This window comes from Actinoplanes sp. NPDC026619 (genome assembly GCF_040638295.1).
Lineage (GTDB): Bacteria > Actinomycetota > Actinomycetes > Mycobacteriales > Micromonosporaceae > Actinoplanes.
The window spans coordinates 374039-387953 of record NZ_JBEZYA010000003.1; the positions used below are offsets into that span (position 1 = coordinate 374039).

General features: G+C 70.9%; 11 protein-coding genes. 5 read left to right on the forward strand and 6 right to left on the reverse strand.

Annotated elements, in window-relative coordinates:
• Positions 1-139: 139 nt before the first annotated feature.
• Positions 140-1126, forward strand: a complete 987-nt coding sequence (locus AB0E90_RS10095; protein WP_360402283.1) for an FAD-dependent oxidoreductase — start codon at positions 140-142, stop codon at positions 1124-1126.
• Here the strand turns inward: AB0E90_RS10095 and AB0E90_RS10100 are convergent.
• A complete protein-coding gene (locus tag AB0E90_RS10100) occupies positions 1088-1621 on the reverse strand; it encodes a helix-turn-helix domain-containing protein (protein WP_360402285.1) in 534 nt (177 codons plus the stop codon). The two genes, AB0E90_RS10095 and AB0E90_RS10100, sit on opposite strands and share 39 nt — an antisense overlap.
• Positions 1622-1657: 36 nt before the next feature.
• Here AB0E90_RS10100 and AB0E90_RS10105 point away from each other — a divergent pair, with 36 nt between their 5' ends.
• Positions 1658-2503, forward strand: coding sequence for an alpha/beta hydrolase (locus tag AB0E90_RS10105; protein WP_360402287.1), 846 nt, complete (start codon positions 1658-1660; stop codon positions 2501-2503).
• A 119-nt stretch (positions 2504-2622) separates the two neighbouring features.
• On the opposite strand, the gene AB0E90_RS10110 is transcribed toward AB0E90_RS10105, so the two are convergent.
• The 3 genes from AB0E90_RS10110 to pgi all read right to left on the reverse strand — a co-directional run bounded on the left by AB0E90_RS10110 (position 2623) and on the right by pgi (position 6810).
• Positions 2623-3987: a glycosyl hydrolase family 18 protein gene (locus tag AB0E90_RS10110; RefSeq protein ID WP_360402289.1), complete on the reverse strand. Its 1365-nt coding sequence runs from the start codon at positions 3985-3987 to the stop codon at positions 2623-2625.
• A gap of 76 nt (positions 3988-4063) precedes the next feature.
• Positions 4064-5146 (reverse strand): winged helix DNA-binding domain-containing protein, encoded by a 1083-nt coding sequence (locus AB0E90_RS10115; protein ID WP_360402291.1) that lies wholly within the window; start codon positions 5144-5146, stop codon positions 4064-4066.
• Positions 5147-5178: 32 nt separating this feature from the next.
• Complete coding sequence (pgi, locus tag AB0E90_RS10120; RefSeq protein ID WP_360402293.1) at positions 5179-6810, reverse strand: glucose-6-phosphate isomerase; 1632 nt, start codon at positions 6808-6810, stop codon at positions 5179-5181.
• Positions 6811-6992: 182 nt separating this feature from the next.
• Here pgi and AB0E90_RS10125 point away from each other — a divergent pair, with 182 nt between their 5' ends.
• On the forward strand, positions 6993-9002 hold the full coding sequence (locus tag AB0E90_RS10125; protein ID WP_360402295.1) for a glycosyltransferase family 39 protein: 2010 nt from the start codon (positions 6993-6995) through the stop codon (positions 9000-9002).
• Positions 9003-9133: 131 nt separating this feature from the next.
• The gene (locus AB0E90_RS10130) at positions 9134-10387 is read left to right on the forward strand and encodes a benzoate/H(+) symporter BenE family transporter (protein WP_360402297.1); all 1254 of its coding nucleotides are present in this window, start codon (positions 9134-9136) and stop codon (positions 10385-10387) included.
• Between the two features lie 92 nt (positions 10388-10479).
• On the opposite strand, the gene AB0E90_RS10135 is transcribed toward AB0E90_RS10130, so the two are convergent.
• Together AB0E90_RS10135 and AB0E90_RS10140 are read right to left on the reverse strand one after the other, a co-directional pair.
• Complete coding sequence (locus AB0E90_RS10135) at positions 10480-12759, reverse strand: sigma-70 family RNA polymerase sigma factor (RefSeq protein ID WP_360402299.1); 2280 nt, start codon at positions 12757-12759, stop codon at positions 10480-10482.
• 8 nt (positions 12760-12767) lie between these two features.
• Entirely contained in the window at positions 12768-13091 is a 324-nt protein-coding gene (locus AB0E90_RS10140; protein WP_360402301.1) for a YciI family protein, read from the reverse strand.
• A gap of 130 nt (positions 13092-13221) precedes the next feature.
• Between AB0E90_RS10140 and AB0E90_RS10145 the strand changes: the two genes are divergently transcribed.
• Positions 13222-13863 carry a DUF998 domain-containing protein gene (locus AB0E90_RS10145; protein ID WP_360402303.1) on the forward strand — a complete coding sequence of 214 codons (642 nt, stop codon included), beginning with the start codon at positions 13222-13224 and terminating at the stop codon, positions 13861-13863.
• Positions 13864-13915: the final 52 nt, after the last annotated feature.

A 13915-nucleotide genomic window follows, 5' to 3' on the forward strand; every position in this document is an offset into this window, starting at 1 on the left:
TGATCAACCGAAGACGATGAGTCATAGTTCCTACCATCCCGACAGGACAACGAACAAGGTCGTAAGGGGATTGTCTTCAGTCGCCGTAGATTTTCCTCTCACCGTACGACCACGCATCCACCACGGTTAGCGTCAGACCGTGCCCTCCATTCCCTCCGATGTGCTCATAGTCGGGGCCGGTGTGTCCGGGCTGACCACTGGCTTCCGGCTCGCCCGCCAGGGCCTTCGCGTCCGGATCCGGGCCGAGGACGCCCCGGGTCGCACCAATTCCGCCGCGGCCGGCGCGATCTGGGACCCGATCTACGCGGAACATCCGCGGGTCGGCGTCTGGGCGGCCCGCAGTTATGAGGTCTTCTCGCGGATGACCGAAAGGGGCTTTCCCGGCGTACGCCTCGTCGACGGCATCGAGGCCTCCCGCGAGCCGATGGAGACACCCGAGTGGGCGCTCCTGCTGCCCGGTTACCGCGAGTGCACGCCCGACGAGCTGCCGCCGGGTTTCGTGCACGGCTGGCACTACCGGGCGCCGATCATCGACATGCCGCCCTACCTGGCCCGCCTGGAGCAACTGGTGCGCGAGGCCGGCGGCGACTTCGAGTACGGCGAGCACCTGTCCAGCCTGACCGAGGCCGACGCGCCGATCGTGGTCAACTGCAGCGGCGCCGGCGCGCACGACCTGGTGCCCGACCCCGAGGTGACGCCGATCCGCGGCCAGCTGGTCGCGATCCGCAACCACGGCATGACCGACTTCTTCGCCGAGCACACGCCCGAGCTCGGCGAGATGGTCTACCTGCTCCCCCAGGGCGACACGATCCTGCTGGGCGGCAGCGCCGAGCCCGGCATCGCCGACCCCGAGCCCGACCCGGCGGTGGCCGCCGCGATCATCGAGCGCTGCATCGGCATCTTCCCGTGGATCGAGAACGCCGAGGTGGTCGGCCACCGCGGCGGCATCCGCCCGTCCCGCCCGAAGATCCGGCTCGAGCACGAGGAGGCAGACGGCCGGCACGTGGTGCACAACTACGGCCACAGCGGCGCCGGGGTGAGCCTGTCGTGGGGTTGCGCCGACGACGTGACCGACCTCGTCCTGGGGCTACTCGGCCGGAAGCGGGAAGAGGACGGGGCTGAGTAGGTACGGCGTACGCCCGTCGGCCGGCTCGTTGGCGAGCACCGGCAGGATCGCCTCGCGCAGGCCGGCGATCAGCCGGTCGCGCTCCTGCACGGTCAGCCAGATCGCGTGCTGGCGGTAACCGACCATGTCCCGCGCCGGGTCCGCGCCGTCGGCGTCGAGATAGGCGCCGAACTCGGCGAGCAGCACCGCCGTCGCGGTCGCGAACGCCCGCCGGTGGTCGTCCACGGTGGCCGACGCGGCGGTGGCGGCGTCGACGACCGCGCGTGACCGCACCAGGCGGTAACTGCGCTCGACGAAGCCGCGCACCCGCTGCTCCCCCGCCACCTCGATGATCCCGGCGTCGGCGAGCACGCCGACGTGCCGGTAGACGGTGGCCTGCGAGACGTCGGGCAGGCGGGCGCACAGCTGCGCGGTGGTGACGGTCCGGCCGGCGCCGGACAGCGCGTGCACGATCCGCAGCCGCACCGGGTGCAGGAGGAGTTCGAGCGGGTCCATTCCGTAATATTCGCACGACTGCTAATGTTCGCAGCCATGAGAACAATGGTCGGCGGCATCGCATTCTACGTGCAGGGCGGCAACAGCCCGACGACGGTCTATTTTCCGGGCGCGGGCCTGGTCGGCCTCGACTACCTGAACCTGGCCGATCCGGATCAGGGCACCCACGTGTTCTACGACCGCGGCGGCACCGGGTGGAGCACGCCGGTCCCACTGCCCCGCAGCGCCGCCGACGTGGCCCGCGAACTGCAGGAAACGCTGCCGGCGCCAGGGCCGTACCTCCTGGTCGGTCATTCGATGGGCGCGGTCTACGCGCGCCGTTTCGCCCAGCTGTTCCCGGCCGACGTCGCCGGGATGCTGTTCCTGGATCCCGGCCACGAGGACCTGCTCGCGCACCTGCCGCCGGAGGCGGCTGCGCTCGGCGCCGCGATGAAACCGGACCCCACGCAACTGCCCGACCTCACCGAGGCGCAACTCGAGGCCGCGAGGCAGGCGTACGCCTCGCTGCTCGCCGCCTGGCCTGATGAGGTACGCGCGGAGCTGACCGACCACCATCTCGCCAACTGGCGCACCGGCCTGCACGAGGCGGCGAACCTGGAGTCCGAGGTCTACGACGAGGTGCGCCACGGCGGCGAGGTCCCCGACGTGCCGGTCATCGTGCTGACCGCCGGCGCCGGCAACCCGGCCTGGTCCGCCTACGGCTCACCGGAGCTGGTGGCGAAGACCCTGGCCGGCATCCGCGACCTGCACGCCGAGCTGGCCGCCTCGTTCACCCGCGGCGAGCATCGGGTGCTCGACGGCGCCACCCACCAGTACGCCCACATCGAACAGCCGGACGCCGTCCGAGCCGCCCTGCACGATCTGATCGCCCGGCTGGATTGAAACCAGGTCGGCGCCGCCGGCCGTCCGCTGAGGGGGGACTCGGCCGGGCCGGCGGCGCCTGCCCGCCCCCGCGCGAGGAACCGGGCCGGCGGCACATCACCGGCCCGGTCGAGGTTTGCTCAGCGGCCCTCGAGCGACTTCACGTTGTCGCCGAAGGTCCAGCCCTTCGAGCCGTCCCAGTTGATCGACCAGGTCATCAGGCCCTTGATGGCGCTGACGCTCTGGTAGCCCTGCGAGACCAGCGACGGGGTCATGTAACCGCCGCCCGCGCCGGACTGGGCGGGCAGGCCCGGGACCTGCTTGTCGTACGGCACCTTGATGGTCACGCCGCCGATGGTGAGACCGTTGTTGAGGCACTGGGTCTGCACGGTGAAGCCCTGCACGGTGCCGGCCGAGTAGGAGTCACCGGAGCACCCGTACATCGAGCCGTTGTAGTACTGCATGTTCAGCCACCACAGCCGGCCGTTGTCCGCGTACTTCTTGATGATCGGCAGGTAGGAGCCCCAGATCGAGCCGTAGGTGACGCTGCCGCCGGTCACGTAGGCGGTCTCCGGCGCCATCGTCAGGCCGAAGTTCGACGGCATCCCGGCGAGCACCCCGTCGATGATCCGGATCAGGTTGGACTGCGAGGCGGACAGCGTGCTGATGCTGCCGCTGCCGGTCAGCCCGGTCTCGATGTCGATGTCGATGCCGTCGAAGTTGTACGCCTTGAGGATCGGCACGATGGTCGCGACGAACCGGTCGGCGACGGCGCTGGAGCTCAGGTCGATGCCGGCCGCGGCCCCGCCGATCGACATCACGATGGTGGCGCCGGCCGCCTTGGCCGCGCACATCTCGGCGGGCGTGGAGACCTTGACGCCGGCGTCCATGCCGTTCTCCCACAGCACCGTGCCGTCCGAGCGGATCACCGGGAAGGCGGCCGCGATCACGTTGTAGCCGTGCTGCAGGATCCGGCTGTCGTTGATCGGGATCCACCCCAACCCGGGATGTACGCCGTTGGACGCGCCGTCCCAGTTCTCCCAGTAGCCCTGCAGCACCTTCCCGGCCGGCCGCGACTTGACCGCGCAGGTGGAGCCGGTCGGCGGCGTGGTCGTCGGAGCCGTGGTGGGCGGGGTGGTCGGCGGCTTGGTGGTCGGTGCGGTCGTCGGTGCGGTGGTCGGCGGCGTCGTGGGCGGCCGGGTGGTCGGTGCGGTCGTCGGCGTGGTGCCGCCGGTGCACGCGCCCAGGTCCTTCCACAGCGACGGCGTCGCGGCCGGGTTCCAGCCCGCGCCCGCATAGGCGGTGTGCGTGACGAGCGCCTGATAGAGGTGCGCGTTGTAGGTGACCTGCTGCCCGACCGTGTAGGTCGGCCCCTCGGTCCACACCGTCCCGGAGCACGCCACCGCCGCGAACGACGTGCCCTCCCCCGCGACGACGACGGCCATCGCCCCGGCCGCCACCGCCACCCCTGCGATCAGCGCCAGCACTCGACGTCGGACACCCATGACTGCTCCCTCGACCGGAGACGGAACGTGAACGTGACGCGCGTCATGCACATCCTGACGTTCACATTCGTAAATATCAAGGGTTCTTAACAGTCAGCGGAAGTCCGAGGAATTTCGCGAACGGCTCGAGCGCCGCGGCGGCCTTGCGGTGGTCGGCGGCGGTGAACTTCACCAGCGGCAGCACGGTGACGGTCACGCCCTTGGCCCCGATGACCCGCTTCCAGGTCGCGACCACCCGGCCGGCCCGCACGAGCGTCGACTGGAACACCCCGTTGCCGCCCGGGATGATCGCCGCGAGGTCTTCCGGCGAGGCCATCAGCGACCGGTCCTTGTAGCCGAGCAGGTATTCGTCGAACCCGGGCAGCGCCAGCCACGATTTATCGGATAGCTCGGACTCGGCCGTGCCGGACCCCATGATCATCTCGACGCCGTCGACGTCGACCGTGGTCAGGGCGTCGCCCGTGACTCCCAGCCCGATCTTGAGGTCGCCGAGAGTCAGCCCGGTCCACCCGGCGAAGTCCTTCCGGGTGGCCGGCCCATGGCTCTGGAAGAACCGCAGGGCGATCAACCCCAGCGCTTCCTCGCGCGAAGGCCGATACGGGTCCGGCACCCACTCGTCCAGGAGCACGAACGTCTGCTCCTTGCCCACGTGCGGCGCGATGGCAGTGACGCCGCGCTGCGACGCGTACCAAAGCAGGTGGTAACCCCGCTGCCCGCTCACCTCGACGCCGCCGCTGGTCAGCGTGTCCAGGCACTCGGCTCGCGTGAGCCGTTTCCCGCCCGCCAGGGCGGCGCCGAGCACCTCCATCGCCTTCTCGGCGGTCGCCTTGTCGAGGCCGAGCAGCTCCCAGCGCTTGGCGACACCGTTGAGCGCGCGCACGCCCATGACGTTGAGCATCCAGTGCGCGTCGACGGCCGGCACGAGGTGGACCGTGCCGCGCATCGGCCAGGTCCGCAGAACCTCGCGTTTCTCGAGCGCGTCGTTGATCTCGGAAACCGAAACCCCCGGCATGCGAGCGCCGAGGGACCACAGCATGCTGTTCGCGTCCTGCGACTGCATCGCGCCGAACCACGACACGATGCCACCGACCGTCGAGGGCGCGTTGCCGCGCAGCAGCAGGCTGGTGAGCCGCAGCCCTAGGGCCGTCCGAGCGTCCATGGGACGACCCTAGAGCCTGGGTCCGACAAGAATCAGCGGCCGCGGCCGGCGCGGTACCACTTGATCAGGTTGTTGGTCGACGAGTCGTCGTCCGTCGCCGGCGCGGACGAGGAGGTCAGCTTCGGCGCGAGCTGGTTGGCCATCACCTTGCCGAGCTCGACGCCCCACTGGTCGAAGGAGTTGATCTCCCAGATCGTGCCCTGGGTGAACGTGATGTGCTCGTAGAGGGCGATGAGCTGCCCGAGCACGGCCGGCGTCAGCTTGTCGGCGACGATCGTGGTGGTCGGGTGGTTGCCCTGCATGACCCGGTGCGGCGCGACCTCGGGGTCGGTGCCCTCGGCCTCGACCTGCTCGAGCGTGCGCCCGAAGGCCAGCGCGCCGGTCTGGGCGAAGAAGTTCGACATGAACAGGTCGTGCATGCCGCCGATGTCGTGGTTGGGCTGGGCGAACCCGATGAAGTCGGCCGGGATCAGCTTGGTGCCCTGGTGGATCAGCTGATAGAACGCGTGCTGCCCGTTGGTGCCGGGCTCGCCCCAGAAGACCTCGCCGGTCTGGAAGCCGACCGGGGAGCCGTCGAGGCGGACCGACTTGCCGTTGCTCTCCATGGTGAGCTGCTGGAGGTAGGCGGCGAAGCGGTGCAGGTATTGCGAGTAGGGCAGGATCGCGTGCGACTGGGCGCCGAGGAACGTGTCGTACCAGACGTTGATCAGGCCCAGCAGGGCCGGCACGTTCGACTCGAGCGGCTGGGTGCGGAAGTGCTCGTCGACGGTGTGATAGCCGGCGAGCAGGTCGGCGAACTGCTCCTTGCCGATCGCGATCATCACCGACAGGCCGACCGCGCTCGGCAGCGAATAACGGCCGCCCACCCAGTCCCAGAAGCCGAACATGTTGGCCGTGTCGATGCCGAAGTCGGCCACCCGGGACGCATTGGTGCTGACCGCGACGAAGTGCTTGGCGACGGCCGAGTCGTCGAAGCCGTCGGCGGCGAGGAGCCAGTTGCGGGCCTCGGTCGCGTTGGTCAGCGTCTCCTGCGTGCCGAACGTCTTGGAGACGATCACGAACAGGGTGCTGGCCGGATCGAGGTCGTGGGTCTTCTCGTACAGATCCGTGGGATCGATGTTCGAGATGAACCGGCACTCGATCTCCGGCGTCTTGTACGCCTTGAGCGCCTCGTACGCCATCACGGGGCCGAGGTCGGACCCGCCGATGCCGATGTTCACCACGGTCTTGATGCGCTGCCCGGTGTGCCCGGTCCACGCGCCGGAGCGGACCTTGTCGCTGAACGCGCCCATCCGGTCGAGGACCTCGTGCACCTCGGCGACCACGTCCTGCCCGTCCACCACCAGGGAGGCGGAGCGCGGCAGGCGCAGCGCGGTGTGCAGCACCGACCGGTCCTCGGTGACGTTGATGTGCTCACCCGAGAACATCGCCGCGATCCGCTCGCTCAGGCGGGCACGCGAAGCCAGCGCCAGCAGGTCGGTGATGACCTCGTCGCTGATCAAATTTTTGCTGTAGTCAACGGTCAGGTCGGCGACGGTAGCGGTGAGGCGCTCGGCGCGCCCCGGGTCGCTGCCGAACAGATCGCGCAGATGCACGGCCGAGAACTTCTCGGCATGCCCCGCCAGGGACTGCCATTCGGCGCTGTCGGAAACGTGTTCGCTCATTTGCCTGTCTCTCGCTCGAACCCGGACTCTCGTCCTCATCCTGGCATGAAACGGTTCGCGTCACCGATCAGTTCACTACCCGGCCCGCCACTCTGGGCGGCGTGCGGTGAGATCACCGGCACATAGAGACCGCACAGGCACACCACAGAGCGGACGTAGCCGCCACGGACAACGTGGGACGCATGACGACGCTGATGGAACGCCCGCGGGCGGCCGAACCCCGGCAAGAACCACCGCCACCGCCGCGCCGCGAGCGACGCTGGCCCGTCCTGGTCCTGCTCGCCGGAACGGCGGTCCTCTACCTCTGGAACCTGAGCGCGTCCGGCTGGGGTAACAGCTTCTACGCGGCGGCCGCCCAGGCCGGCGCGCAGAGCTGGAAGGCCTGGCTGTTCGGCTCGATGGACGCCGGCAACGCCATCACGGTCGACAAACCGCCCGCCGCGATGTGGGTGATGGGCCTGTCCGCACGCATCTTCGGCGTCAACAGCTGGGCGATCCTCGCCCCGCAGGCGCTGATGGGCGTGGCCGCCGTCTTCCTGCTGTACCTGACCATCAAGCGCTGGTTCGGCCAGGCCGCCGGCCTGCTCGCCGGCGCCGCCCTCGCGCTGACCCCGGTCGCGGTGCTGATGTTCCGCTTCGACAACCCCGACGCCCTGCTCGTGCTGCTGATGACGGCCGGCGCGTACGCCACCACCCGGGCGGTCGAGAAGGCGTCCTGGAAGTGGCTGGCGCTGACCGGCGTACTCCTGGGCTTCGGCTTTCTCACCAAGATGATGCAGGCGTTCCTGGTCCTCCCCGGCTTCGCCCTGGTCTACCTGATCTCCGCGCCGACCACCCTCGGCAAGCGGATCAAGCACCTGCTGATCGCCGGCCTCGCGCTGATCGTCTCGGCCGGCTGGTACGTCGCGCTGGTCTCGCTGTGGCCGGCCGACTCGCGGCCGTTCATCGCCGGCTCGACCAACAACACCCTGTGGGAGCTGGCCCTGGGCTACAACGGCCTGGGCCGCATCCTCGGCGGCTCCGGCAACGGCGGCGGAGGCGGCGGCGGCGGCAACACCAGCTTCGGCGGCGCCACCGGCATCGGCCGGCTGTTCGGCACCTCGATGGGCCTGGAGATCTCCTGGCTGCTGCCGGCCGCGCTGATCGCCCTGGTCACCGTGCTCGCCCTGACCTGGACGGCGCCGCGCACCGACCGGGCCCGCGCCGCCACGATCATGTGGGGCGGCTGGCTGCTGGTCACCGGCATCACGTTCTCCTACATGAGCGGCACCATCCACCCGTACTACACGGTTGCCCTCGCCCCCGCGATCGCCGCCCTGGTAGCCATCGGCGGCCGGGTGCTCTGGCTCTACCGCGCCAAGATCTGGGGCCGCGGCATCCTGGCCGCGATGATCCTGGCAACCGCGATCTGGGGCTCGGTGCTCATGGGCCGCGCCGACTGGCTGCCGGCTCTGCGCTGGGCGTCACTCGTTCTCGGCGGCGTACTCGCGCTGGTCCTGCTCCTTCCCGGAGCGAAGCTCCGCGGCTTCGCGGTGGTCGCGCTGGTTGCCGCGATCCTCACGGCCGGCGCTTCCGGCGCCGCTTACGCGGCATCGACGGCCTCGGTGGCCCACACCGGTTCGATTCCGACCTCCGGACCGTCCGGCCAATCTTCAGGCATGGGAGGGGGTACGCGTGGGACAGCCCCCAACCGCACGGGCACGTCGGGCGGCCCGACGGCAGGAAGCAGCTCGTCCACTGCGGAGGGCCAAGCCGACTCGTCCTCGTCGTCCACCGAATCGTCCGGCTCCACCGACTCCTCAACAGCGCCCACGGGCGGCGGCGGGATGGGCGGCTCGACCAGCAGCAGCGCGCTGACCGCCCTGCTGAAGGCCAGCACCACCAAATGGTCGGCGGCGATCAGCGGCGCCACCTCGGCCGCCGAACTGGAACTCGACAGCGGCACCTCGGTGATCGCCCTCGGCGGCTGGAACGGCAGCGACCCGAGCCCCACCCTCGCCCAGTTCGAGGCGTACGTGGCGGCCGGCCAGATCCACTACTTCATCGCCAGTGGCGGCGGAATGGGCGGCGGCGGAACCGGGGGAACCAGCACGGACTCCTCGCAGATCGCCACCTGGGTGGCCGCCCATTACACCGCCACCACGGTGGGCAGCACCACGGTCTACGACCTCACGGCCGCCGCGACCAGCTAGGACCCTGAACCGCCGGCCCAATTTCCTGGGAACCGGGGCCTCCGCGACACATCGAGGCCCCGACTTCCACGAAAACGGTTCCAGGAGCCCCGCGCCTGATCAGGTGCGGGGCTCCGCCGTTATCATCCGGCGTGAGCATCCTGACCCGAGTCGCGCCGCTGTCCGCCGTGACCGCCGGCCTGCTGGCCACGATCGTCGGCGTGACCAGCTCCGCCGCCATCGTCTTCAGCGCCGCCCGCGCGGCCGGCGCGAACGACGCCGAGCTGGCGTCCTGGATGCTGGCCCTGGGCGTCGGCATGGGCCTGACCTGCATCGGCCTGTCGCTGCGCTACAAGGCCCCGATCGTCACCGCATGGTCGACACCCGGCGCGGCCCTGCTGGCCACCGGCCTGGGCGGCTTCACCCTGCGGGAGGCCACCGGGGCGTTCCTGGTCTCCGCCGCTTTGATCACCCTGTCCGGCGTCACCGGCTGGTTCGCCCGCATCATGAGCCGGGTCCCGATCCCGCTGACCGCCGCCCTGCTGGCCGGCGTGCTCGTCCAGTTCGGCATCGGGTTGTTCACCTCGATGCAGCACAGCCTGGCCCTGGTGCTGACCATGTTCGCGGTCTACCTGCTGTGCCGCCGCTTCCTCCCCCGCTACGCGGTCCTGGCCGCCCTGGCCGCCGGCGTAGTGGTAGCCGCGGCCACGTCGTCGCTGCACGTGGCCGAGATCCACCTGGCCTGGGCCAAGCCGATCTTCACCACCCCCGCGTTCTCCTGGCCGGCGATAGTGGGCGTGGCCCTCCCCCTGTTCGTGGTCACGATGGCCTCGCAGAACCTCCCCGGCGTGGCCGTCCTGCGCAACGACGGCTACCAGGTCCCGGTCTCCCCACTGATCGCCTGGACCGGCGCCACCAACCTGCTCCTGGCCCCGTTCGGCGCCTTCGGCCTGAACCTGGCCGCGATCACCGCCGCCATCTGCACCGGCCCGCAGGCCCACCCCGACCCCCGCCGCCGCTACCTGGCCGGCGTCTGGGCCGGCCTGTTCTACCTGGTCATCGGCGCCCTGGGGGCCACCGTCGGCTCCCTGCTCACCGCCCTGCCGCCCGCTTTGGTCCTGGGCATCGCCGGCATCGGCCTGCTGGCCACCATCGGCTCGTCGCTGACCTCAGCCCTGACCGACGACCGCTGGCGCGAGGCCGCCGTGGTCACGTTCCTGGCCACCGCCTCCGGCCTGAAACTGCTGGGCATCGGCTCCGCCTTCTGGGGCCTGATAGCCGGCCTACTGACCGCCGCCGCAACCGGCGCCTTCACCCGCCGCCCGGCCCCGTCCCCTGCACCGGTGACGGCACCGGCACCGGCACCGGCACCGGCACCGGCATCCGCACCAGCCGACCAGCCGTAACCGCAGCACCCAAGCCGCCGTGCCGCAGGGCCAAGCCGCCCTAACCGCCGGCGACCGTGCCCGCAGCAGGCCGAGCGGTGTCGCTCCCCGGCTTAGCCGTCCGCCGATCGGAGCTGTTTGAGCGTGGCCCCGGTGGCTCGCTTGAACAGGTATTCCGCCCGCTCGTAGGAGAGCCGCGCCCGGCCGGTCTGCGGGCATCGATCGGCTGTTGCGCCCGGTGCCGCCCGGCGGTCGGTGAGAAACAGCGGACCCGACGCGCGCCCGGCAATGAGCTCAGGCAGCAGCCGAGCGGTCCCGGAACGCCAGGCCACCCACCGCCCACCCACCCGCACGCGCCGATCGTCCAGGTCCAGCCCCTCGACATCGACGGCCAGAACTGTGGTCACCGGCGCCGACGACTCGTGCAGCAGACACCACAGGGTCCGCTCCCGCAGCGGGTACCGGCCGTCGGCGAAAAGACCCGGCAGATCGAGCGCACCCCGGCCGCCAACCGACAGATCAACGGCCGACGGGTCACTGGCCGACAGATCAGCGGCCGACAGATCAGCGGCCGAATCCGGCGCGACCGGCGCCACGCCCTCGGCCCGCCGTTCCAGCCCGGCCGCGAGATCGGCCCGTCCGCACCAGGCCCCGAAAGACCGAAGCGTGGCCCGATGCCGATTCCAGGTCCGCGGCGCGGCATTCCCCCACGCCAGGACGCACACTTTCGCCACGACGTCAGCGCTGAGCTCCGCCAGCGGAAGACTGTCGCCGAGCGCCCGCCGCAGCCGCGTGAAGGTCTGCCCGTAGGAGCGCAGCGTGGCCCGGTCCAGGTCACCCCGCCCGAGGAAAGCAGCCGCAGCCCCACCCAAAGTGTCCGGCCCACCCAAAGTGCCCGGCCCACCCAAAGTGCCCGGCCCACCCGAAGCACCCCGCCCACCCGTCGGGGCCGCCGACGCATTCGAGACCCCAACATCCTGGAAACCGGTGTGGCCCTGGCCGCGAAAGATCCTTCCCGCCTCGCAGCCGGTCGGCGCAGTCTCGCCAGGCGACGACTCGGCCGGCGGAGCGGCGGCCGTCTCGGCAGAATCCCGCCCCACGCCGAGGTTTGCCGGTGCGGCGGGTTCGGTGCCGGCGGCGAGCGCGGAGGACATGTCTGCGGCGCGGCGGCGGAGGAACTCCTGTTCCGGGCGGTTGCGGGTCAGGGCGAGCGCCCGTTCGAACTCGCGGCGGGCCTGGGCGTGGCGGCCGAGGCGGGCGAGCAGGTCGCCGCGCACGGCCGGGAGCAGGTGGTAGTCGCGTAGTGCGGGATCGGTCAGGAGGGCGTCGGCTTCGGTGAGGCCGAACTCCGGGCCGTAGGCCATGCCGACCGCCACGGCCCGGTTCAGGTGGACGACCGGGGAGGGCTGGAGGCGCACGAGAGCGTCGTAAAGCTTGGCGATGCGCGCCCAGTCGGTGTCCCCGGCGGTGGCGGCCTGGGCGTGGCAGACCGCGATGGCCGCCTGCAGCACGTACGGCCCCGGCGGCGCTCCGGTGGCCCGGGCCCGCAGCAGGGCGGCGAATCCGCGTTTGATCAGCAGCTGGTCCCAGCGGCCGCGGTTCTGTTCGTGCAGCAGCACCAGTTCGCCGGCGGCCCCGATGCGGGCCGCCGTGCGGGACGCCTGCAACTCCATCAGCGCGACCAGGCCGTGCACCTCGGCCTCGCCCGGCACCAGCCCGGCCAGCATCCGGCCCAGCCGCAGCGCTTCCCGGCACAGGTCGGCCCGGACGAGGTCGTCACCGGCCGTCGCCGAATACCCCTCGTTGAAGATCAGGTAGAGCACCTCGAGGACCGACGGCAACCGCTCGGCCTGGATGCCGGCACCGGGCCGGGTGAAATCGGCCCCTTCCTCGGCGAGAATCTGCTTGGCGCCGGCGATGCGGCGGGCCACCCGCGGCTCGTCGATCAGGAACGCCCGGGCGATCTCGGCGTTGCTGAGCCCCGCGACCAGCCGCAGCGTCAGCGCAACCCGGGCGTCCCGCTCCAGAGCCGGATGACAACAGACGAAGACCAGCCGCAGTACGTCGTCGTGCTGCTCCTCCGGCCGCCCCGCGTCGAACACGAGCGCTTCGTCCCGGCCGCTCTCGTCGTGGGCCAGCGTGCGGGCGGTTCGCTCGGCGAGCTGGGAGCGGCGGATGTGGTCGACCGCCCGGCGCCGGGCGACCGTGGTCAGCCAGGCGCCGGGGTTGTCGGGCACTCCCGCGAGCGGCCACTGCTCCAGGGCGGCGACCAGCGCGTCCTGGGCGAGCTCCTCGGCCAGGCCGACGTCGTGGACGAGCCGGGCCAGCCCGCCGACGATGCGGGCCGACTCCAGCTTCCACACCGCGCCGATCGTGCGGCTGACGTCGGACATGACCGGGATCAGGGCCCGAAGACCTGCTGGATGGTGCTCTCGCCATCTCCGACGACCTTGCGGAATCGGCGGGCCAGCTCGATCGCCTCTTCCCGCGATCCGACCTCGACCAGGGCGAACCCGGCCGCGGCCTCCTTGGCCTCGGCGAACGGCCCGTCGGTGACGGTGATCTCGTCACCGACCGACGACATCGTCACGCCGCCGGGCTCGAGCCCGCCGGTGGCCAGCAGCACGCCGGCCGCGGTCATCTCATCGATGAACGCCGCCATGTCGGCGAACAGCTTCTCGTCGGGCTGGGTGTCGGACGGCTTCTGGATCATCAGGAAACGCATGGTGACTCCTTGTTCGGTGGTGACGCTGACACCCCTGCGTCGGCCCAGCATAGCGACAGGGAACGGCAGCATTCCCTGTCACATCGGTGACTCGACGTCCGGGCAAGAACCGATGAGAGAGGGACTCCTCATGACTGCCATCACGCTCACCGCCGCGCCGGCTCGCACCACCCGAACTCTGCTCGCCTTCGGCGTCACCGCCGGCCCGCTGTGGGCGACCGTCTCCCTGGCGCAGGCTTTCACCCGCCCGGGGTACGACATCACGCGCCACCCGCTGAGCATGCTGAGCAACGGCTCGCTGGGCTGGCTGCAGATCGCGAACTTCCTGGTGGCCGGCCTCCTGGCCATCGCCGGCGCGACCGCCCTGCGAGGGACCCTGACCAGCAGATGGGCGCCCCGCCTGCTGATCCTCAACGGCCTGGGCATGATCTGCGCCGGCCTCTTCACGATGGACCCGGCCGACGGCTTTCCGGCCGGCACGCCCGCCGGGCCCGGCACCCTGACCTGGCACAGCTACGCCCACTTCGCGAGCGGCACGGTGGCCTTCACCAGTCTGATCGCCGCCTGTTACGTCCTGTCCCGCCACTACGCCCGCGCCCACGACCGGTCCCGCGCGATCGCCTCGGCGGCGGCCGGAACCGCCCTGCTGATCGGCAACTTGTGGCCGATGGCCGGCGGCCCGGCCGGCTCCCTGGTCCTGGCCGTCGGCGCGATCACCGCCATGCTCTGGATCTCCACCGTCCATGCCGCGCAGCTCAGCAGCCGAATCTGATCGAGGTCTCCGAGTCGAACGCTCCCGGTCAGATCCGCGCCGGGAGCGTCGG

Coding starts and splice junctions, on each gene's coding strand:
- AB0E90_RS10100 (WP_360402285.1), bottom strand. CDS start 1,621: ATGGACCCGCTCGAACTCCTCCTGCACCCGGTGCGGCTGCGGATCGTG.
- AB0E90_RS10105 (WP_360402287.1), top strand. CDS start 1,658: ATGAGAACAATGGTCGGCGGCATCGCATTCTACGTGCAGGGCGGCAAC.
- AB0E90_RS10110 (WP_360402289.1), bottom strand. CDS start 3,987: ATGGGTGTCCGACGTCGAGTGCTGGCGCTGATCGCAGGGGTGGCGGTG.
- AB0E90_RS10115 (WP_360402291.1), bottom strand. CDS start 5,146: ATGGACGCTCGGACGGCCCTAGGGCTGCGGCTCACCAGCCTGCTGCTG.
- pgi (WP_360402293.1), bottom strand. CDS start 6,810: ATGAGCGAACACGTTTCCGACAGCGCCGAATGGCAGTCCCTGGCGGGG.
- AB0E90_RS10125 (WP_360402295.1), top strand. CDS start 6,993: ATGACGACGCTGATGGAACGCCCGCGGGCGGCCGAACCCCGGCAAGAA.
- AB0E90_RS10135 (WP_360402299.1), bottom strand. CDS start 12,759: ATGTCCGACGTCAGCCGCACGATCGGCGCGGTGTGGAAGCTGGAGTCG.
- AB0E90_RS10140 (WP_360402301.1), bottom strand. CDS start 13,091: ATGCGTTTCCTGATGATCCAGAAGCCGTCCGACACCCAGCCCGACGAG.
- AB0E90_RS10145 (WP_360402303.1), top strand. CDS start 13,222: ATGACTGCCATCACGCTCACCGCCGCGCCGGCTCGCACCACCCGAACT.